This window comes from Delftia lacustris (genome assembly GCF_040267515.1).
Classification (GTDB): Bacteria; Pseudomonadota; Gammaproteobacteria; order Burkholderiales; family Burkholderiaceae_C; genus Comamonas; species Comamonas tsuruhatensis.
Window position 1 is genome coordinate 4,223,321 of sequence record NZ_CP141274.1, and the last position, 21,009, is coordinate 4,244,329.

15 protein-coding genes are annotated in these 21,009 nt (G+C 66.9%); 4 read left to right on the forward strand and 11 right to left on the reverse strand.

The genetic code is table 11. The annotated features are described in order from the left end of the window. Nucleotides 1-16: 16 nt before the first annotated feature. Nucleotides 17-832 carry a BRO family protein gene (locus U6958_RS20655; protein WP_350337282.1) on the forward strand — a complete coding sequence of 272 codons (816 nt, stop codon included), beginning with the start codon at nucleotides 17-19 and terminating at the stop codon, nucleotides 830-832. A gap of 14 nt (nucleotides 833-846) precedes the next feature. Here U6958_RS20655 and U6958_RS20660 read toward each other — a convergent pair whose 3' ends face one another. Continuing rightward, entirely contained in the window at nucleotides 847-3,006 is a 2,160-nt protein-coding gene (locus tag U6958_RS20660; RefSeq protein ID WP_074923435.1) for a methyl-accepting chemotaxis protein, read from the reverse strand. A gap of 372 nt (nucleotides 3,007-3,378) precedes the next feature. Between U6958_RS20660 and U6958_RS20665 the strand changes: the two genes are divergently transcribed. Beyond that, a complete protein-coding gene (locus tag U6958_RS20665) occupies nucleotides 3,379-3,624 on the forward strand; it encodes a hypothetical protein (protein ID WP_223275363.1) in 246 nt (81 codons plus the stop codon). A 25-nt stretch (nucleotides 3,625-3,649) separates the two neighbouring features. On the opposite strand, the gene U6958_RS20670 is transcribed toward U6958_RS20665, so the two are convergent. Genes U6958_RS20670 through U6958_RS20685 form a run of 4 tightly spaced genes read right to left on the reverse strand, consistent with a single transcriptional unit; the run spans nucleotide 3,650 to nucleotide 11,200 of the window. Then, nucleotides 3,650-4,303, reverse strand: coding sequence for a response regulator transcription factor (locus tag U6958_RS20670; protein ID WP_016448158.1), 654 nt, complete (start codon nucleotides 4,301-4,303; stop codon nucleotides 3,650-3,652). A gap of 18 nt (nucleotides 4,304-4,321) precedes the next feature. Continuing rightward, complete coding sequence (locus tag U6958_RS20675) at nucleotides 4,322-7,582, reverse strand: hybrid sensor histidine kinase/response regulator (RefSeq protein ID WP_074923436.1); 3,261 nt, start codon at nucleotides 7,580-7,582, stop codon at nucleotides 4,322-4,324. Nucleotides 7,583-7,602: 20 nt separating this feature from the next. After that, a complete protein-coding gene (locus U6958_RS20680; protein ID WP_074923437.1) occupies nucleotides 7,603-8,814 on the reverse strand; it encodes an EAL domain-containing protein in 1,212 nt (403 codons plus the stop codon). A gap of 4 nt (nucleotides 8,815-8,818) precedes the next feature. After that, complete coding sequence (locus tag U6958_RS20685; protein WP_074923438.1) at nucleotides 8,819-11,200, reverse strand: ATP-binding protein; 2,382 nt, start codon at nucleotides 11,198-11,200, stop codon at nucleotides 8,819-8,821. Nucleotides 11,201-11,379: 179 nt separating this feature from the next. Between U6958_RS20685 and U6958_RS20690 the strand changes: the two genes are divergently transcribed. Beyond that, nucleotides 11,380-13,896 (forward strand): Ig-like domain-containing protein, encoded by a 2,517-nt coding sequence (locus U6958_RS20690; RefSeq protein ID WP_244160546.1) that lies wholly within the window; start codon nucleotides 11,380-11,382, stop codon nucleotides 13,894-13,896. A gap of 31 nt (nucleotides 13,897-13,927) precedes the next feature. Here U6958_RS20690 and U6958_RS20695 read toward each other — a convergent pair whose 3' ends face one another. The 6 genes from U6958_RS20695 to U6958_RS20720 form a co-directional block, all read right to left on the reverse strand. Then, nucleotides 13,928-14,245 carry a DUF3325 domain-containing protein gene (locus tag U6958_RS20695; RefSeq protein WP_047327262.1) on the reverse strand — a complete coding sequence of 106 codons (318 nt, stop codon included), beginning with the start codon at nucleotides 14,243-14,245 and terminating at the stop codon, nucleotides 13,928-13,930. Next, nucleotides 14,238-15,911, reverse strand: coding sequence for a PepSY domain-containing protein (locus tag U6958_RS20700; RefSeq protein WP_074923440.1), 1,674 nt, complete (start codon nucleotides 15,909-15,911; stop codon nucleotides 14,238-14,240). Before U6958_RS20700 ends, U6958_RS20695 begins: the two co-directional genes overlap by 8 nt. A gap of 16 nt (nucleotides 15,912-15,927) precedes the next feature. Further along, nucleotides 15,928-16,206, reverse strand: coding sequence for a hypothetical protein (locus U6958_RS20705; RefSeq protein WP_016448165.1), 279 nt, complete (start codon nucleotides 16,204-16,206; stop codon nucleotides 15,928-15,930). Between the two features lie 88 nt (nucleotides 16,207-16,294). Further along, nucleotides 16,295-18,025, reverse strand: coding sequence for an FMN-binding glutamate synthase family protein (locus U6958_RS20710; RefSeq protein ID WP_074923441.1), 1,731 nt, complete (start codon nucleotides 18,023-18,025; stop codon nucleotides 16,295-16,297). A gap of 87 nt (nucleotides 18,026-18,112) precedes the next feature. Beyond that, nucleotides 18,113-19,618 (reverse strand): HAMP domain-containing sensor histidine kinase, encoded by a 1,506-nt coding sequence (locus tag U6958_RS20715; protein WP_074923442.1) that lies wholly within the window; start codon nucleotides 19,616-19,618, stop codon nucleotides 18,113-18,115. A 2-nt stretch (nucleotides 19,619-19,620) separates the two neighbouring features. After that, nucleotides 19,621-20,337 carry a response regulator transcription factor gene (locus U6958_RS20720; protein ID WP_016448168.1) on the reverse strand — a complete coding sequence of 239 codons (717 nt, stop codon included), beginning with the start codon at nucleotides 20,335-20,337 and terminating at the stop codon, nucleotides 19,621-19,623. 168 nt (nucleotides 20,338-20,505) lie between these two features. Here U6958_RS20720 and msrB point away from each other — a divergent pair, with 168 nt between their 5' ends. Then, nucleotides 20,506-21,006 carry a peptide-methionine (R)-S-oxide reductase MsrB gene (msrB, locus tag U6958_RS20725; RefSeq protein WP_016448169.1) on the forward strand — a complete coding sequence of 167 codons (501 nt, stop codon included), beginning with the start codon at nucleotides 20,506-20,508 and terminating at the stop codon, nucleotides 21,004-21,006. Nucleotides 21,007-21,009: the final 3 nt, after the last annotated feature.

Below are 21,009 nucleotides of genomic sequence, written 5' to 3' on the forward strand. Positions count from 1 at the left end.
GGATGTGTGCACAGCTTTGGGAATCTCCCGCCACAAGCTGGCCATCGGCAAGCTCGCTGAAGACCACCGCTGCACCGTCCGCCTTGCCAGCGAGCCCGGCCGCATGCCCAGGCGCCAAGCCTTGGCAGCTGTCAATGCGAACGGCCTGCAGGCGCTGATTCAAGCCAGCCCATCACCTGAGGCCAAGCCCTTCAGGCGCTGGGTGCAGCGCAAGGTGTTGACTGGCGTGGATGCCCCGGCCAAAGACAGCAAACCCAAGTACAAGACCAAGCCCGGGCACGATGCCATGCACCCGCCCCAGAGCCTGATCCCGGGGCCTGCGCCCAAGGTCTTGCGCCGCATCCGCACCTGCGATGACCTGTCTTTCACACGGCGCAATGCGAAGGGGGAGCGCATTCAGTGGTTTGTGCCGCCGCGCGTGAACAGCGGGCATGAGCACTACGGGATTGGAGAGATCTGGTTCAGCGAGGTGGTGGAGCTGGCCCGCCACAACCCCAGGCATGCCTATGACGCCATGCGGTTTGCGGGGCCGGAGATGGCGCGGTACAGGAACCATGGGCACCCTGACGGCTTCTTCGACCGCATGGCGCGTTGGGCGCTGGGGGCCATTCTTGCCAATGCGCAGGAGCCCATGCTGCCGTTCGAGCTGCCCTGCCTGGGCTTTGCGCCGCTGGAGGGCATGGAGGCCATGCTGGCGACTGCGGCTGCGCCCCGGCCGCTGCCGGACCATGTGCAGGAGGCCATCGACAGGCAGGCCTGGCAGGAGGCGGCCGAGTGCCAGCGGCATTACTACGAGCGCCGCCGCCGTGACCTGATGGCGCGGCACGACTGAGGCGGGCGCGACGCCTAGAAACTGTCCCAGTCGTCATCGGCCGTGGAGGCCATGGCGATGGGCTTGGCGGCAGCCGGTTTTGCCGAGGCAGCCGACGCGGCCGGGGTGGCAGGCTTGGCAACGGCAGGCGGGGCGGCTTGGGGCACAGATGCCTTGGCCGCGCCGGGCGCCAGCGACGGTGCACGGGGCGCCGCCTGCGCCTGGGCATTGCTGACGCCCGGCAGCCTGAAGATGGAGACCACGCGCACCAGTTGATCGGACTGGTGGCGCAGGCCGGCGGCGGCGCCGGCCATTTCCTCGACCAGGGCGGCGTTCTTCTGCGTGGTCTGGTCGATGTGGGTGATGGCCTCGGCCACCTGGGCGACGCCGCTGTTTTGCTCGGCGCTGGCGTGGCTGATGTCCGAGATGAGCTGGGTGACCTTGCGGATTTCCTCCATGGCCTGTTCCATGGTTTCCCCGGCAAACGCGGCCTCCTGGTTGCCGGTGTGGATTTCAGCGACGCTGTGGCTGATGAGCTGCTTGATTTCCTTGGCGGCCTCGGCGCTGCGGCCTGCCAGGGCGCGCACTTCCTCGGCCACCACGGCAAAGCCGCGGCCGTGCTCGCCCGCCCGGGCCGCTTCCACGGCGGCGTTGAGGGCGAGGATGTTGGTCTGGAAGGCAATGCCGTCGATGACGCCGATGATGTCGGCAATCTTCTTGCTGCTGGCGTCTATGCCCTGCATGGTCTGCACGACCTTGCGCACGGCCTGCCCGCCTTCGGTGACGACGCGCTGGGCCTCGCGCGTGATGCGGTCGGCCGATTGCGCGTGGTCCGCGTTGTGGGCCACGGTGGAGCCCAGCTCTTCCATGGCGGCGGCGGTCTGCTCCAGCGCGCTGGCTTCGCTTTCGGTGCGGGCGGCCAGGTCCTGGTTGCCCTGGGCGATTTCCGCGCTGGCCAGGGCCACGCTGTGGGCCTGTTCGTTCACGCTGCCGACCACGCGGGTCAGGCCCGTGCTGGTGGTGTTCATGGCCTCCAGCAGGTGGCCGATTTCGTCATGGCGGTCGCTGTGCACGCGCAAGGTGAGGTCGCCATCGGCAATGGCGTAGGCCATGTGGCTGGCCTGCTTGAGCGGGCGCACGATCATGCGGCGGATGAGCCAGAACCACGCGGCCGACAGCAGCAGCACGGCGCCCAGGCCCATGAGGGCGAACTGCAGGATCAGGCTGCGGGTCTCGGAGACGAATTCGTCCACGTAGGCGCTGGTGGCGATGACCCAGTTCCAGGGCGCGTAGTGGCTGAAGACGACCAGCTTGTCGCGGGGCTGCTCCTCGCCCGGGTTGGTCCAGGGATAGGCGATGCTGCCCTGCTTGCGGTCCAGCATGTCGCGGATGAAGAAGCGGCCGTCGCCGTCCCTGGACTCGCTGATGTTCTTGCCCTCCATGGCGGGATGCACCACCAGCTGGCCGCGCTGGGGGCCGTCTTCGGCGTTGAGCACGAAGTAGTAGCCGGTCTGGCCGACCTTGAGCGCGCGGATGGAGTCCTTGAAGTGCTCCAGCAGTTGCGAGAAGTCCTGGCCCACGAAGGCAATGCCCACGGTGGCGCCCGCCGCGTCCTTGAGCGGGCGGTAGTGCGTCATGTACTGGCGGCCGAACAGGTGGGCCAGGCCCATGTAGCTTTGGCCGGCCTGGATGGCGGCGTAGGCGGGATGGGCGCGGTCCAGGCGGCTGCCCAGCACGGCCCCGCCCTTGTCATCCTTGTCGTTCTTCAGGGTGGTGGCAATGCGCACGAAGTCGCCCTGCCCCTGGGCCGCGAACACGGTGGCCACGGCGCCGGTGCTGCGCGTGAAAGCCTGCAGCTGCGCATCGTTGCCGTTGAACGGCTGGCCGTCCAGGCTCAGCACCGGCTCGCTGCCGCCGGTGTCCAGGCTGAGCGTGCCCTGCAGGCTGTGCGCCAGGCTGTCGGCCAGGAACTGGGTGCGCTGGCGCAGCTCCTTGTCGTTGGACTCGATGAAGTTGTACAGCGTCCGTATGCCCTGCTGCATGTCGCTGTTCATCCTGGACTGCAGGGACTTGCTGACATCCCAGGCAATGCCCAGGACCAGCAGGCCCAGGATGGAGGCGACCCAGACGAAATTGGTGATGGACAGTTTGGTGCCCAGCCCTTGGCGGCGCCAGAAACGTTGGCCGATGTGCATTGATGCATCTCCTGTGCGGCGTAGGGCGCCGCTGTTGTGTGCGCACGCGGTATCGGCATGGAATGCCTGCGTGCCAGGCCAGGCTGACCCAAGTCAAGCCGTGGCGATTCATGGGCCGAAGCGTATCGGCGCCGCCGCCTGGGGGATTTGAGATGGGTCAAGGAAGTAACCAAGTGTTGCAACAGCAGCGGAAACTGTCGGATTGCCGCCGGCGGCGGCATTCATTGCAACGGATATGACAGCCGACGATAAGAATCGTCTTAACCTGGATTGCGCAGGTTCTGGCAAGACTGGACAGCGGTATATCGATCCGTTTTATTTCCAGAAATGCAGCCGAAAACAACCCAGAAACTGTGCGACCCATGCTACGAATTGCTGAGCAATACATCCCTGTCCAAGCCGCACCCCGGACTGAGGTTCCGCTTTTACTCGCTGGAGCAGGATGCCAATTTCGTGAACTATGGCTGCGTGCATTGCCAGGCGCCCCTGGCGATGAAGACAAGCCGGCGCGGGGCACTTCTGGGGTTTCGCCTGATGCCGTCCGAACCGCACTATCGCCTGGGCGAGGTGGACGCCGAGGGCGGCAGCCAGGCGCAAGGCCAGGCGCTGGAAGGTTGACCGGCTGGTGCAGCCCGCAGGCCGGTCAGTCGAAGAGATGGTGCTCGGCGCAGAAGGCGGCCAGGTCCTGGTTGCTGTCCACGTTCAGCTTGCGCATGGCGGAGTTCTTCTGGAGGCTGACGGTCTTGACGCTGCGCCTCAGGCGTGCGGCGATTTCCGTGATGGATTCCCCCTTGGCGAAATGCCTGAGGACTTCGAATTCGCGCGGCGAGAGGTTGTTGGCGCGTTCGCTCAGGAAAACCGTCCTCTCCTGCCTGGGCGTGCCTGCCTGGAACGAGGGCGAGTAGTAGCGCGTGTTGAGGCGCACGCATTGCAGCGCCGCCATGATCTGGCTGAGCGGGTCTTCCTTGAGCAGCACGCCGGCGACGCCCGCGTCATACAGGGCCGAGATGATCATGGGATTGGAGACGGTCGTCAGCACCAGCACCTTGATGTGCGGGAAATGGCGTATCAGGTAGTCCACGTAGCGCAGGCCGTCTCCGTAGAGGTCATCGCCCGGCATGGAGTAGTCGGTCAGAACCACGTCCAGGGGGTTCGATCTGGCGTATTCCATCAAGGACGACGGGGTATCGAACGTGGCCACGACCTGGAGATTGGGGTCCTGCTCCAGGAAGTCCTTGACGCCAAGCAGGACCACGGCGTGGTCGTCCACGACAGCAATGCGCAGTTTCAGTTTCATGGGATCGCAAGCAAAGGGTTAGGGCTGGGGCAATTGCACCATCATGGCGCGAAGGTCGGCCAGGAGGTCGTCCAGCAGGACTGACAGCGCGGCCTGCAGGCCGGGCTCCGGGGCGCCGTTCAGGAGCCGCTCCTCCAGCGCCTGGGTGCGGGCGGCAAGCTCCTGCATCCTGGCCAGCAGCAAGGCGCCGCGCATGCGGTGCAGGGCCTGGGCGGCCAGGTCGGGCCGGCGCTCCTGCAGGCCGCGGGCCAGCATTGCGATGTCGTCGTTCATGCACTGCACGAAGACCTGCCTGTGCGTTTGCAAAACGTTGGGCTCCGACAGGGCCGGGGGTGGGGGAATGTCCGCCGCCGCAGCGCCGGCCTGGGCAGGCGCCGGACGCAGGCGTTTTCTCGGCGCGAACTTCTCCAGGGTGCGGACCAGCGTGCGCAACTGGATGGGCTTGACCAGCCAGGCATTCATGCCGGCGTTCAGGCAGCGGTTTTCCTCGTCCAGCATGGCATTGGCGGTCACGCCGACGATGGGGCAGGCAACCCCCTCCGAACGCAGCCGCTCGGCGAGTTCGTAGCCGTTGAGGTAGGGCATGTTCACATCCGTCAGCACCAGGTCGTGCGGGCTGATGTCCCACAGCGCCAGCGCCTCCTCCCCGTCGTCGGCGACCGTGACTTCGCAGCCCAGGCTCTCGAGCTGGCCGCGCAGCGTCACCTGGTTGACGGGATTGTCCTCGGCGACCAGCACGCGCAGGTCGAACAGGGGCAGATCGGTGCCGGCGCTGGCAGAGCGCTGCGCACCGCCAAGCACCTGCGCAATGCCCTGGCCGATGCTCAGGACGTTGTGCCCGTCAATGCCCCGGTTGTCCGGCGAGGACAGGTTCAGGTGCGGCCCCGTCCATCCGGGCGCGGGGCTGTCCGCCGGCAACAGGACGTCCAGCAGCAGTTCATCCTTGTCCGCGGCCACCGGGGCGGCGCTCGCCGCGCGGGCCTGGCCGCCCCAGCGCTGCAGCCAGGCACAGATGTTGTCCGTCAGCTCGGGGTGGGGAGTGCGCACCGCGATCCGGGCACCCTTGAGCTCGGGCGCCTCCTCCTCCTCCTGCGCGACGGTCTCCAGCCCCAACTCGAACCAGAACCGGCTGCCCAGGCCGGGCTCGCTCCAGACCTCGATGGAGCTGGACATCATCCGGGCCAGGCTCCAGCAGATGGACAGGCCCAGGCCCGCTCCACGCGCCGTGCGGCTGCTGTTCTTGACGAGATAAAAGGGCGTGAAAAGCTCGCCATGCAGGGATTTCTCTATGCCCACGCCCGTGTCGCAGACCTCGAACACCAGCCGGGCCTGCGAGGCCGGGCCCGGCATGCTGCGCAGGCGGACGATCACATGGCCGGCCTCCGTGAACTTGATGGCGTTGCTGATGAGATTGCCCAGGATCTGGCGGATGCGCACCGCATCGCCCAGCACCGACTCGGGCACCTGCGCGTCCACGCAGGAAAACAGCAGCAGGCCGTTTTGCTGGGCCATGGCGGCGTAGGAGCTGGTGCAGTTTTGCACCAGCTCCCGGGGATTGAAAGGGGCCTTTTCCAGCTGCAGCTGGCCGGCCTCGATCTTGCTGGTGTCCAGGATGTCGCTGATGATCTGCAGCAAGATGGACGAGGACGCTTCGATACGGTCCACGTATTTGCTCTGCAGCTGGGTGAGCTCGGTCATGCCCAGCAGCTCCAGCGTTCCCAGCGCGCCATACAGCGGCGTGCGGATTTCGTGGCTCATGGTCGCCAGAAAGGTGGACTTGGCCTCGTTGGCCTCGTCCGCCGCGATTCTTGCCCGCTCCAGGTTGCTTTCGATCTCCGCGCGCGCGCTGACGTCGGCAAAAATGCACAGCGTCACATCCTGGCCGAGGTAGCGCGTGGGCGCATAGGCCACATGAAGCGTCCTGCCCTGCTCGGTGACCAGGCGCTCCATGGTGCCTGCGGCCCGGGCATGGACAATCTCCTCCAGCGCCGCCTTGTTCTCCGGCGAGCCGGGACGCAGGTAGCCATCGGCCGAGTGCAGCCACTCCTGCACCAGCGAGTTGCTGAAGATGATTTTCCCGCTGCCGTAGGCCACAAGGCAGATGGCCACGGGAGCGGTTTCGATCAGCGTCCTGTTGAATTCATTGCTCTCGACGATGACCCGCTGCGCCTCCTGCGCGGGCGCAATCACCTTGCGGTTGAACCACCGGGTATAGGCCACGCCGGCCAGCAGGCTCAGCAGCAGGGCCAGCACCAGGCCGGCAGAAGGGGCGAACAGCCTGCCCTGGAAAAAGGTGGCGTAGTCCACCTGGTAGTAGCCGGTCCACCGGCCGGAGGCATCCTCGGTCTTGAGGATCAGGCCATTGCGCGTGTACTGCATCCCCGTGTCGTCCACCTGCGGGACGGGGCCGGTGCCCATGAGCACGCCGAAATCCCGGTGCTCCAGCCAGAAAAGATGCCTGGGCAGCGTATGGATGGTTCTTTCTATGGCGCTGATGCGCTGGCGGCTGAAAAGGATGGCGGCGTAGATCGGGCTTGTGGCGGCTTCGTCGCCGGCTTCGAGATGGCTTGAAAAGCCGGCGGCGACCATGCCGATCATCTTTTCCGGGAACTGGGGCGACCGGAACCAGACGATTTCCTGCGCCGGCGCCGTGGAGCCGGCGCCCGGCCGGGCATCGGCGGCCCTGGACCGCAGATGCGCCTTGACGGCGGCAATCGTGCTGTCGAACATTTCCTGCGTGACACTCTCGTTGCCGATGGGCACGTCGATGGCCGGCACGCCGATGCTGATCGCCCCGTCCTCCTTGGTGAAGAAGGCAGCGGCTGCCGGGAAGTAGGAGCCTGCCCAGAAGGAGGAATAGCCTGCGGCCAGGGAGCTGCCCAGCGAGAAAAGCCGGTCCGGGAGCGTGTCGCAGGCCACGCGCGCAGAGCATTGCAGTGAAAAGGGAATGCCGCCGATGGCCTCGCGGCCACGGAACATGCGGTAGTCCGCCTGCGCAGGAGCGGGCACGTCGACGATGGTGGCTATCCGCTGGTCCGGCAGCGCTTTCCAGGACTCGTTGCGGCCCTTGAGCCGCCGAAGGAAGATTTCCTGCTCCTGCAGCGAGCCGACGATGGCGGAGAAGTTCAAGGCCAGGCGCCCCTGCTCCTGCTCGAAGATCCTCTCCGAGCCCCACAGCAGCACGGCGATGAGGAAGATCGCCAGGGGAAGCGCTCCAAACAGTACCCGGTTCTGCCAGCGTGTGGTGCGTGTGATCTTGCTGAACGGGGAGTCGGGCATGGACGCCTTGCGTGCTTGGGTCAGGTGGGGTTGCCTTGGTGCCGGGGTTCGGACGCCAGCATAAGGGCAAATTCAACCGCAGGCACCGCGGCGGACAGCAGATAGCCCTGCACGCAATCGCATCCGATGCTGCGCAGCAACTCCAGGTCCCGGGTGGTCTCCACGCCTTCCGCCGTCACCGTCAGGCCCAGCTGCCGCCCCAGTTGCACCGACGACGTCAAGGCCGCAGTCCGCACCTCGTCACCTGCCGCACCGGCCACGAAGGCCCGGTCGATCTTCAATTCGGTGAAGGGCGTGGAGATGAGGCTGTACATCGAGCTGTATCCGCGCCCGTAGTCATCCTGGGCCAGGCCGAAGCCCTTGAGGCGCAAACGGCTCGCGCTCATGTAGTAGTTGGCGGGTATGCCGACGGCCTGATCCTCCAGCAGCTCGAACGTGATGTTCTCCGCAGCAATGCCGCACCGGGCCGCCATGCCGTGCAACTCGTCCGGCAGGCCGATATCGTCCAGCAGCGGTACCGGCAGGTTGACGGACACAGGCACGACATGTCCGGCACTGCGCCAGGCCAGGTGCGCCGACATGGCATCTTCCATCATCCGCACCAGCAAGGCATGGTCCAGCCCATGGAACCGGATGGCGGACATGAACGAGCCCGGCATCATGAAACCGAACTGCGGATCGTTCCAGCGCGCCAGCGCTTCCACGCCGACGATGTGGCCAGTGAGCAGGGATCTCTTGGGCTGGAACCAGGCCTGTATGGTTTTCTCCTGCAAAGCCTGCACCAGGTGGGCCTTGGCGAAAATCGGCCGCTCCCTGATGCCGGCAGCGGTTTTCCCCTCGTTTGCATGGACGGACCTGAGTTGGCTGACCAGCGCCTGGACATGGTCCGTGCCGAACGGCTTCTGGAACATCCCGATGACGGAAAAGCCGGACTCCTTGGCCATGAGACTGACGCTGTTCATCAGCCGGCGCGAGCAGGAGGTGGATATCACGAGCATGGGATGCAGGTCGCGCCGGCTCAATTCATCGATGAACTGCAGGCCGTCCATGTCAGGCATCTTCAGGTCGGTGATGACGAGATGGAATCCGCCGTCGCCCAGCTTCTCCAGGGCCTCCCGCGCGTTGCAGGCCATGTGCGTGTCCGTGAGTCCCGCCTCCATGAGCAGGCTGCGCGCGTGCTCGCAGCACAGGGGATGGTCGTCCAGGATGAGTACTTTGAATGGGGCCAGCATGGGTTCAGGTCCTGCCTTGCTTGATGTTATTCAAGGTGGTGCGCAGCACCGCCAACGTGAATGGCTTGCACAGCAGGCTGTCGAAGCCGGCCGGCAGTCCGTCGCCCTGCCCCTGCCCCTGCACTTGCACTTGCGATTGCTCTTGCGCCTGCGTCTGGGTCTGCGGCTGCGGCTGCGGCTGCGCATTGGCCGTCAGACCGACGATCGGGCGGCCATACCCGCGCTTTCTGAGCGCACGCGCCAGGGCCGGGCCGTCCAGCAACGGCATGTGCAGGTCGGTGAGAACGGCATCGAATTCGAGCAGGCCGGGCAGGGACAGCGCGTCCTGTCCATTGCTGGCCTGCTGGACCTCGCAGCCCAGCAATTGCAGCTGCTCTCGCAGGATGATCCTGTTGATGGGGTTGTCCTCGACGATGAGCACCCTCAGCCCCAGGGGCTCGTGGACCTGGGCGGCGGCGGCATACAGGTCGGGGCGCGCACCCGGCGCAATGCCCTGCTGGGCCAGGCCCAGCGCATGGCCCACTGCCGGCACGCCAGGCGCGCTGGCCTCCCACACGCAGGCCTGCACGGTCTCGCGGGGGCTCTCGCCCGGCGCCAGCGCCAGAACGCATTTGCCCGTCCATTGCGGACGGCGCAGCGACCGCGGCCAGGCTTGCACCAGCACGGCCTGCTCATTGGGACCCTGCACCTGGTCCCGGTAGGGCTGGGCCATGGCGCCCCAATGCCGCAGCCAGGCGCACAGGTTGTGCACGACTTCCGGAATGGCGCCATCCACGTAGACGGTGTGCGGCAACAGACTGGGCACTGCCTCATAGCCTGCCGCGCTCTCGCGCGGCAGGCGCAGCTCGAATGACACGCAGGTCCCCAGTCCCGGCTGGCTGGCGGCCGTCAGCCGCCCGCCCATCTCCTGGCTGAGGCGCAGGCAGATGGACAGTCCCAGGCCCGCGCCCTGGACCTGCTGCTGGGTGGCCGCATGGGCACGGAAGTACGGGTCGAACAGGAAGGGCTGCTGCTCCGGGTCGATGCCGATGCCCGTGTCCTGCACCTGGAACCGCAGGTCGGTGCCTTCCTCGCTGTCGCCCATGACCTGCAGGCGCAGGGCCACGTGGCCGGAGAACGTGAACTTGATGGCATTGCCCACCAGGTTGTCCAGGATCTGCCGCAGCCGCAAGGCATCGCCCACCAGCAGGGGCGGCGTTTTCACATCGGAGACGGCATACAGCTGCAGGCCCTTTTGCTCGGCACGCGACAGCAGGCCTGCGGCCACGCTGTCGAGCAATTCGGTGGCCGAGAACGCCTGGGCCTCCAGCTGCAGCCGGCCCGCCTCGATGGCCGACAGATCCAGGCTGTCGTTGACGATGCGCAGCAAGGAGGCCGATGCCTGCTGCATGGCCCCCAGGTAGCGGGTCTGTTCGGAAGGAACCCTGGACAGGGCCAGCAGCTCCAGCGTTCCCAGGATGCCAAAGAGCGGTGTGCGTATTTCGTGGCTCATGGTCGCCAGAAACTGCGTCTTGGCCTGGCTCGCCGATTCGGCGCGCTGCTTGGCATCGACCAGCGCTGCCTGCGCCTGCCTGAGCGCCGTCACATCGCTGACCAGGCAGAAAACCACCGGTTCGCCCCCGTGGGTCGTGGGCGTGGTGCGGACCTCCACCCATCGCCCGTCCCCCAGCGCCAGCTCACGCGGGCCCTGCTGCGTGCCCCCGGCCACGGCCTGCTCGAACCAGGAAGCATCACTGCACACCCACTGCCGGGCCAGCGCATTGGACAGCAGCAGGCTGCGATCGCTGCACCGCACCAGCGCCAGGCCCACGGATGCCGTGTCCAGCAGCTTTCGGCAGAGCGCGTCACCGGCGGCGCAGGCCCCTGCCCGGCTCCAGGCCGAAGCCGGCACGCCGCGTCGCAGCCGGCCCACGCACCATGCAATTGCAGCCATGAAGGCAAGTCCCAGCGACACGGACCACAGCAGCAGCCAGGCGTGGGCCCTGACCAGTTGCCGCACGGGCTCCCAGCGGTCTGCAAGCCATGCGGCGTTGTTCACGGATTTGCGCAGCAGCAGCGATTCGGGAAGGCCCCGGCCCACATGCATCAGCGAATACAGCGGCACGAGGTGGTCCTGCGGTGCGCTGGTGCGCCACGGCCATGCCAGACCGGCCTGGGAATGGACGGCCGCGCGGGTCGCGCCCACGGCAGCGTCCAGCAGCAGGAAATACCGGTCCATGAAAAACAGCTGCATGTCCCCCACAGGCACATGCGCGCGGCTGCGGGATGGCGGCGCCGGGGCGGCATCGTCCCTGCCGCTGTGCAAGGCGCAGGCCAGCATGGCCATGATTGCCAGTGCAAATACCGTCCAATCACGCAGCGACGCCATCCAATCGCGCAGTGCCATGGACGGGCACCACCCGTGCCGAGTCGAGCGGGAAGAAAACAGAAGGTCTTGAAACTGGCGCATTGCCAAATCATAGGAATCGGATGAAGAAACAGGGCTAAGAATTTTCTTAATCCTGCAAACCCGTGCACGCCGCTTCACCCGGGAATATCGCCCGCCTCGCTTCGTCATCAAAGACCTTGTCCGATCTCTTCAGCGATTTCAGCAGTCTTGATGATTTAAGAAAATTCTTAGACCCAAACTCGGATGCCCCGGGGATCATTGCCGGCTTGATTCATCAACAAGGGCTGCTTCATTTTCTTGGGTCAGGCCCCGGGATATTCCACACAGACGCCGCACATGCGAAATTGCAGCGCCCTGTCCAGCAATTGCGCAATCAATGCCCGCAAGGCGTTTCGGCAGTCCATTTCAGGGAAAGTAAAAAGGCAATGAGCATATACAGGCAACGATTCACTCCCACGGCGGCACGCAGGCCCCTGCGCCTGCTCGCCCTGGCATTGCTGTCGCAAGGCTGCATCGCCACGGCCCACGCATGGACCGTCGTGGTGGACAGCGCCGCCGACGCAACCGGCCCGTGCGCCAGCACCGGCCTGGGCCCCTGCACCCTGCGCGATGCCATCACCTACGCCAACGCCAACCGCAACCAAGGCGGCGACAACCGCATCGAGTTCCGCATCGGTGCGGGGGGAGAGCAGACCATCGTCGCCCAAAGCAACTGGAATGGCAGGCTCATGCAGCCCATTGCACCGGCCACATCGCTCACCGTGGACGCCAGCACGCAGCCCGGCTATGAGGCCCACTTGCCACGCCGCCCCCTGATCACGCTGCAGTCAGGCAGCCCCGAGTTCGGCATAGGGCTCGAGCTGGCAGGCGCCATCACGGTGCGCGGCCTGGCGATAGGCGGCTTCAATACGGCCCTGGCGGTGACCGGCGACGGCAACACCGTGCTGGGCTGCCATATAGGCGTTGACGCATCGGGAACGGTTGCCATGGGCAATCGCAGCAACATCCTTGTCCACTCCAGCAACCGCAACCGCATCGGGAATCTGGATATTGGCGGGCGAAATGTCATTTCCGCGGCGGAGAATTCCGGAATATGGCTTTCCTGGCCAGGCGCGGGTACAGGAAACATCATTCAGGGAAACTACATAGGCACCGATATCACCGGCAATGTGGCCCTGGGAAACCAGGGAAACGGCATCAGCGTGGCATCAGACTTTACCGGCACGCTGATCGACAGCAACCTCGTCTCCGGCAATGTCAGGCAAACAGGCGGCTCCTCCGCGATTTCCATTTCCGGCGCCCACACGCTGGTGACCCGCAACCGAGTCGGAACCAATGCAGCCGGCACGGCCATGATTCCCAACAATGGGCCAGGCATTGCCGTATTCTTTTCGTCGGAGGGCGGACATCGCATTGGCACAGGCCCTGAGGACGGCAACCTGGTTGCCGGAAACAAGGAAACGGCCATTGAATTGAATGGAAACTACGGCGCACGCAACCCGAATACCCTGATTGCCGGGAATATCGTGGGAACCAGCCTGGATGCCAGCACCATGCTGCCCAATCAATGGGGCATCGTCATCAAGGATTCGGACGAGGTGACCGTGCGCGCAAACATCGTCGGTGGCAGCAAGGCGTCCGGCATACAGTTCCAGGGCGCCAGCAAGAACAACCTCGTGCAGGGCAACTACGTGGGCGTCAGTCCCCAGGGAACCGCCCTGCCCAACGGTGAAGGCGTTTCCTTTTTCCAGAAGGCCCATGACACCCTGGTCGGCGGTGACGACGGGGCACATGCCAACGTGATTGCCCACAACAGGCTGTTCGGCGTGGGATTGCGGGGGGACGAAGTCAAGGGCGTCTCCATGCTCGGCAATGCCATCTACGGCAATACCGAGGGAGGCATCGCACGAACCAGCCTGGCCAACGGAGATCCTGCCGAGCCGGTGCTGCTCACGGTGACGCCCGAGGGCCTGTCCGGCACGCTGGACAGCGTTGCCAACGAGAGCATGCGCATCGAGTATTTCTCGACGCCCAGGCTGCCCGACGGGCTGGTGGAGCGCGCCGCCGGCAAGGTTCTGCTCGGCTCGCAGACCGTGACCACCGATGCCTCCGGCCATGCGCCCTTGGTGTTCAAGGGCGCCATGCCCCCGGGCGACCAGGCCGCTGTCACGGCGACCGCCACCCGGATTTCCACCGGTGACACCTCGCGCTTTTCCAACGCGATGGCGGCCAACGCCGCCCCCGTGGCCCTGCCGCAAGCCGTCACGACCCCGCAGGATACGGCGCTGTCCATCACCCTCGCTGGCACGGACTTCGAGTCGGACCCGTTGCGCTTCGAGATCACCGCCGGCCCCGCCCATGGCGTCATCAGCGGCTTCGATTCCCAGACGGGTACGCTGGTCTACACGCCGGCGGCCGGCTACTCCGGGCCCGATACCTTCGCCTTCACGGTATCCGACGGGCACCAGAGCGCTGCCGCACCGGCATCCGTGACCATCGAGGTGATCGCTGCCGATCCTCCCGATCCCGGCCCGGGCACCGATCCCGACCCCGGTCCGGGCACGGACCCAGGACCCGGTCCCGGCCCCGGAAATGTCCAGGCCGTTCCCGGCCTGGGCCAGGGCGGCATGCTGGCGCTGCTGTGCGGCATGGCCTATCTGGCCAGCCGCAGGATGAGGAAAAGGCAGGCCTGAGCCCGCAGCGGGCGCAGGTCCCGCGCATACGTCAAGCCGGCAGCCAGCGCAGCCAGCTCGGCCGCCAGGTCAGGGTGAAGGCAATGGCCAGGGCGGCGGCTGCCAGCGTCATGATCCAGACCAGGGAGGCCATGGAGGCATGGTCCACCGCCAGGCACAGTCCCAGCGAGGCGGCCAGGCCTGAAGCGCCCAGCCAGCGCAGCAGCCTGACCTTGCCATCGGGCTGGGGCATGTCGCCGTGCACCTGCTCCCAGTGCACGTCCTTGGCCAGCGCAAACCAGGCCATGCCCAGCAGCGATGCCGCAAAGGCGGCGGCCAGCAGCAGTGCGTCCATCAGCCCCTCAGACATGGGCCACCTCCGCAGCGCGCGAGGGCATGGCGGGCGCGGCGCGCGTCTTGAGCTTGCGCGCCACCACCACGGCCAGCACGGCGCTGGCCAGCATGAACAGGTCCACGCCGGCCACCGGCCAGTAGCCCTCGCCCAGGGTCTTGAACAGGTGGTCGCCCGTGGTCAGCCAGTTCAGCAGCACGGCCGTGACGGCCATGGCGGCCACGGCCCAGCACTGCTCGCGCCAGGCAGGATTGGGCAGGCCCCGGGCCACGGGGGCGCTGCGCACAAAGGCATGCGCCATGGCCAGCAGCCAGGTGGCCCAGAAGAAATAGCGTTCCATGTCGCCCCGGCCCGGCCAGCCCTGGGGCATGGCCTCGGGCAGCAGGCGGTTGGCGATCAGCATGCCCAGCGTGGCCACCAGCATGCCGGTGACCGTGGTGACAGCCAGGGCATCGACCACGCGCGCGCCCTGCACACCCTGTCTGGCGTGCTGCTTCTTGCGCTTTTCCACGAAGAAGACAAAGCCGGTGGCAATGCACACGCAGCCGGCCAGGCCGCCCAGCACGTACAGCCAGCGCAGCAGCCAGTGGCGGAAGTGCTGCAGGTGCAGGCCGGTGAGGAAGGTGTTGATGCTGTCCACGGCCGTGCGCGGAGGATCTTCGCGCAGCAGGGCGCCCGTGCTGGCCTTGAAGTGGATGCCCTCGCCCGTGAGCGCGATGCGGTCGGTGCCGGCGCGGTAGACGCTGACGTAGCCGTTGGCATCGCCCACATGGGTGACGGACAGGAAGCCCACGTCGCCGGCCATGCCCTTGGCGGCCCAGCGGCGCTGCGCCTCGGCCACCATGGCGTCCACCGAGGCCATGGGTGCGGCCACGCCGGCGCGGTCGTGCGGCAGGCCGGTTTCCTCGGCCTCCATCTTCTCGTGCAACTCGTGCAGGGGCTCCAGCTGGGTATGGGTGATGGGGAAGTAGATGCCCGCAAAGATCACCAGGCCCGTGAAGGCGAAGAAGAAGTGGAAGGGCAGCGCCACCACGCCGGTGAGGTTGTGCAGGTCCAGCACGCTGCGCTGCGTGGCCTTCTTCGGACGGAAGGTGAACAGCTCGCGGAAGATCTTGCGGTGCATGACCACGCCGCTGACCAGGGCCACCAGCATGATGAGCGCGGCAAAGCCCACGATCCAGTAGCCAAGGTTCATCCAGTTGAGCGTCAGGCTGTAGTGCAGCGGGTAGAAGAAGCGGCTGCCGATCTTGAGGTGGTCGTCCGGCAGGGATTCGCCATTGCGCGGGTTGATGGTGCGCATGGCCCAGATCAGGGTCTCGGGCTTCTTGGCGTTGGGCACCTCGTAGCCGGCGAACAGGCCCAGCACGGGATCGCGGTGGGTGGTGTAGGCGCCCCAGCGCTGGGGCGTGTCGAAGCGCTCGGGCAGCGGGCCGTTGACCTCGCCGCGCATGGCATCGCGCGCCTGGGCGTTGGGCTGCATGGACTCGAAGACCGGCTTGAGGATCTGGTCGTACGAGGGCATGGGCGTGGGCTCGAAGCGCGAGGCCGGGATGGCCCAGCGGTCGATCTCGCGGTCGAACACCGACAGCGCGCCGAAGAAGAAGGCGGCCATGAGCACGAAGCCGAGCGCAAGCCCGAACCAGGTGTGCAGCCAGGCCATGGAGAGGCGGAAGTTCTGGAACATGGGGCGTTCTCCGGATTCAGGGCAGCAGCATCTGCTGGAGCAGCGATGCGCAACCGGTCATGACAATGCCGCCGCCGGCCAGCACGGCCCAGACGCGCGGGAGGCTCTGCGCCGCAAAGGCCCAGAGGAACACCGTCAGAAACACCAGGAAGCCGAGGATGTAGCCCAGATGCTCGGCATCGTGGAACTCCATTCCGGCGGCAAACATCAGCGCCACGCCCAGGGCGATGAAGCCCCAGGTGAAGGCATAACCGCCGAAGACGGCGGCTGCAATGCGAACCAAAATAGTTTTCATTTACAAAGAAAAATACAGTCGTGGACCAAAGTGCTCGGGGCGCATTATCCCCGAGCGCCGTCAAAACCCGTGATCGGCCGTGGTGTCCCTATGCGGGCTGGCCTGCCGCCTGCGCCTTGGCCTGCGCCTTGGCCTGCGGCGCAGAAGGCTTGAGCGTGGGCGGCGCGAACTGGAAGGTGTGGGCGCTGGCGCCCGGCCAGTAGAGCTTGAACACGTTGTGCTGCTTGTCCAGCGGCCCCAGCAGAGCGCCGGGCTCCACGCGCAGGACCAGGTTGGCGAGCTGGCGCACCTCGGTGTCGGAGATGCGCCGCACGATGTGGTGGGCCGTGATGTCGCAGGGGTGCTCCAGGCCCGCCGCCTGCACCAGCTCCTGCAGCGCATGCAGGGTCTTGTCATGGAAGTTGGCCACGCGCGTGGCCTTGTCGGGCACGACCAGGGCCTTCTGGCGCGCCGCGTCCTGCGTGGCCACGCCCGTGGGGCAGTGGCCGGTGTGGCAGTTCTGCGCCTGGATGCAGCCCAGGGCCATCATGAAGCCGCGCCCGGCGTTGCACCAGTCGGCGCCCAGCGCCATCATGCGCGCGATGTCGAAGGCCGTGATCACCTTGCCGGCCGCACCGATCTTGATGCGGTGGCGCAGGCCCACGCCGATCAGCGTGTTGTGCACCAGCAGCAGGCCTTCCTGCAGCGGCACGCCCACGTGGTCGGTGAACTCCACGGGCGCCGCGCCCGTGCCGCCCTCGGCGCCATCGACCACGATGAAGTCCGGCGTGATGTCCGTCTCCTGCATGGCCTTGACGATGGCGAACCACTCCCAGGGATGGCCCACGCAGAACTTGAAGCCCGTGGGCTTGCCGCCCGACTTCTCGCGCAGGCGGGCGATGAAATGCATCATCTCCACCGGCGTCCTGAAGGCGCTGTGGCTGGAGGGGCTGATGCAGTCCACGCCCACGGGCACGCCGCGCGCGGCGGCGATCTCGGGGGTGACCTTGGCGCCCAGCAGCATGCCGCCGTGGCCGGGCTTGGCGCCCTGGCTGAGCTTGATCTCGATGAGCTTGACCTGCGGGTCGGTGGCATTGGCGATGAACTTCTCTTCGCTGAACGTGCCATCGTCGTTGCGGCAGCCGAAGTAGCCCGAGGCCACCTCCCAGATCAGGTCGCCGCCGTGCACGCGGTGGTGCTGGCTGATGGAGCCCTCGCCCGTGTCGTGCGCAAAGCCGCCCATCTTCGCGCCCTTGTTCAGCGCCAGGATGGCATTGGCCGACAGCGCGCCGAAGCTCATGGCCGAGATGTTGAAGATGCTGGCGCTGTAGGGCTGGGTGCAGGGCGAGGCACCTTCATCGGCGCAGCCGATGGTGATGCGGAAATCATGCGAGGCCAGCCTGGTGGGCTGCATGGAATGGTTCACCCATTCATAGCCCTGGGCCGTGACATTGAGCTGCGTGCCCAGCGGGCGGCTGTCCGGGTCGCCCTTGGCGCGCTGGTACACCAGGGAGCGCTGGGCGCGCGAGAACGGCAGCGCCTCATGGTCGGACTCGATGAAGTACTGCCGCATCTCGGGCCGGATGAACTCCAGCAGAAACCGCAGGTGGCCGATGATGGGGTAGTTGCGCAGCACCGAATGGCGCACCTGGGTCATGTCGCGCACGCCCAGCAGCGCCAGCGCGGCGCACACGCCAAAGCCCAGCCACCACCACATCCCTCCCCACACCAGCGCCGCCACCAGCAGCCCCGCGCTGCCGACCAGGCTCAGGCAGAACGTGGTGTAGCGCAGCGGCACCCATGCGGGCAGGCGATGAACGGGAGAGGCAGACGTTGACATGGCGTGGGTCCTCGGAACGAGTTGACGATCTTGTGCATGCCGCGCCTTCGAGGGCGCGCTGTGCACAAGGGTAACCCACGATCCGCGTCAGCCCTGGCGCGGCCGGGCGCCGGCGCCCGTTGCCTGCGCGGCCGCAGGCAGCACGAACCGGAAGCTCGCCCCCTGCCCCGGCGGGTCCACCAGCTCGATGCGGCAGCCGTGCAGCTCCAGCATGCGGTGGACGATGCGCAGGCCCAGGCCGCCGCCGCGGCGGGCGCCGCCCACGGTGAAGGGCCGCTCGAACAGGCCTTCGCGCAGATCGGCCGGGATGCCGGGGCCGGTGTCGGCCACGGTGACTTCGACGGCGTTGCCCGCCGCCGCCAGCGCCACCAGGATGCTGCCGCCTTCGGGGGTGTGGCGCAGCGCGTTGTCCAGCAGGTTGCCCAGCACGCGCTCGATCATCCCCAGGTCGGCCTGGACGACGGGCAGGCGGGCTGGGAAGTCGGCCCGCAGCGCCACCTGTCGCGCCTCGGCACGCAGCTCGAATTTCTGGAACACGTCCTGCACCAGGTCGGGCATGGAAAACGGCTCCGGCTCGGGCTGGACAAAGCCGTATTCCAGGCGCGCCAGCTCGAACAGGCTTTGCGCCAGCTCGCCCACCTTCTGGCTCTGTGCCAAGGCAATGCCCAGGTAGCGGCGGCGTTCGGTGGTGTCGAGCACGGCGTCCTTGAGCAGCAGCGTTTCCAGGTAGCCGTGCAGGGACGACAGCGGCGTGCGCAGGTCGTGCGAGACGTTGGCGATGAGTTCGCGCCGCTCCTGGTCCTGGCGCGTGAGGGCGCGCCACTGCTCGCCGATGCGCGCCACCATGCGGCGGTAGGCCGCGTCCAGCACGGCGATCTCGTCGCGGCTGTCCTGCGCGGCACCGGGCTGGGGGGCCGGCAGGTCCGGGGGGGTGCCATGGATGTCGAAGCCGGCCACCTCTTCGGTGAGCCGGCGCAGCGGCCGCGTGATCAGCGCAAAGGCCACCAGGCCGGCCACCAGGCACAGCAGCGCCACCAGGCCGATGGACCACAGCGCCGTGCTGAGCACCGAGTTGGCCGAGCCCTGCGCCACCAGCTGGTCATGCGCCTCGCCCTGCAGCACCACGTAGATGAAGCCCACTTCCTTGCCGTTGACGCGCAGCGGCGCCGCGCTGAAGACCTTGCGCCCTTCGGTGCTGCGCGGGTCGTCGCCCAGGATGGGCAGCGTGCCGCCTTCCAGCAGCCGGTGCACGGGCGCCAGGTCCACGCGCTCGCGGCGCACGCGGCCGTCGGGGGCGGCATGGCCGGCAATGCGGCCGTCGGCGTCCAGCAGGTAGACCTCCACGCTGGGGTTGACCAGCATGAGCTGGTTGAAGAAGCTGCGCACGGCGCCGGGCATGAGGCCGTTGGCGTCGGTCAGCTGGGCGTCGCGCGCAATGCTTTCGGCCACGTCGCGCGACAGGCCCTGCACCACTTCCAGCTCATGCATGCGGCTGGCGCGCAGCTGCATCCAGGCAGAGGTGCCGCTGCACACCAGCAGCAGCACGGCAAAGACCAGGGACAGGCGCTGGGTCAGTGTCAGGCGCAGTTTCATGGTCATGCGCCCTCGCCCGCTTCGGCGAACTTGTAGCCGCGCCCCCAGACGGTGAGGATGCGCGCGGGCTGGGCCGGGTCGGCCTCGATCTTGGCGCGCAGGCGGTTGATGTGGGTGTTGACGGTGTGCTCGTAGCCTTCGTGCTGGTAGCCCCAGACGGCATTGAGCAGGTCCATGCGCGAGAACACCTTGCCGGGCTGGCGCGCAAAGAAGTACAGCAGGTCGAACTCGCGCGGGGTCAGGTCCAGCCGGGCACCATGAAGCCGGGCATCGCGCGCCACGGGGTCCATGGCCAGGCCGTCAATGGACAGGCTGCCGGACTCCAGCCGCGCATTCTGGGCCAGCGCCTCCACGCGGCGCAGCAGCGCCTTGACGCGCGCCACCAGCTCCAGCACGGAAAACGGCTTGGCCAGGTAGTCGTCGGCGCCGATCTCCAGGCCCAGGATGCGCTGCACCTCGCTGGAGCGCGCGCTGATGATGATGATGGGCGTGTAGCGCGCCATGGCGCGGGCGCGGCGGCAGATCTCCAGGCCGTCCACGCCGGGCAGCATGATGTCCAGCACCAGCGCGTCCCAACCGCCGCGCTCCAGTTGGCGCAGGCCGTCGTCGCCGCGCGCGCAGTGCATGACTTCCAGGCCTTCGTCGCGCAGGTGCAGCGTGAGCAGGTCGGCGATATGGGCGTCGTCCTCGACGAGAAGTACGCGGCGCGTGGCGGTCATCGGATGCGGTTTCCTGGAAGTGGCGGGAGTGGCTGCCATTGTGCGCAATACCGGGGCCGGGAGTTATCACGAATCTTTGAACTCTGCGTGAGGACTTCGGGAGGCCGGCGCCCTAACCTGACTGGCATCGCATCGTTTTCAGACGCACGCAACCTTCAGGAGCACACCATGACCACCAGACGCCATCTTCTGTGGACTGCAGGCGCCGGCACCACCGCCGTGCTGGCGGCCAGCCTGTTCCCGCGCCGCGCGCCAGCGGCCGCCTCCAGCGAGGTCTTCGAGGTCAGCTACACGGATGCCGAGTGGCGCGCCCGCCTCACGCCCGAGCAGTACCGGATCCTGCGCAAGGAAGGCACGGAGCGTGCAGGCTCCAGCCCGCTGAACAAGGAGCACCGCGCGGGCACCTTTGCCTGCGCGGGCTGCGCGCTGCCCCTGTTCTCTTCCAAGACCAAGTTCGACAGCGGCACGGGCTGGCCCAGCTTCTGGCAGCCGCTGGACAAGGCCGTGGCCACGCGCCAGGACCGCACCTACGGCATGCTGCGCACCGAGGTACATTGCCGCCGCTGCGGCGGCCACCTGGGCCATGTCTTCGACGACGGCCCCAGGCCCACGGGCCTGCGCTACTGCATGAACGGGCTGTCGCTGACGTTCACGCCCCAGCCTGCCTGAACC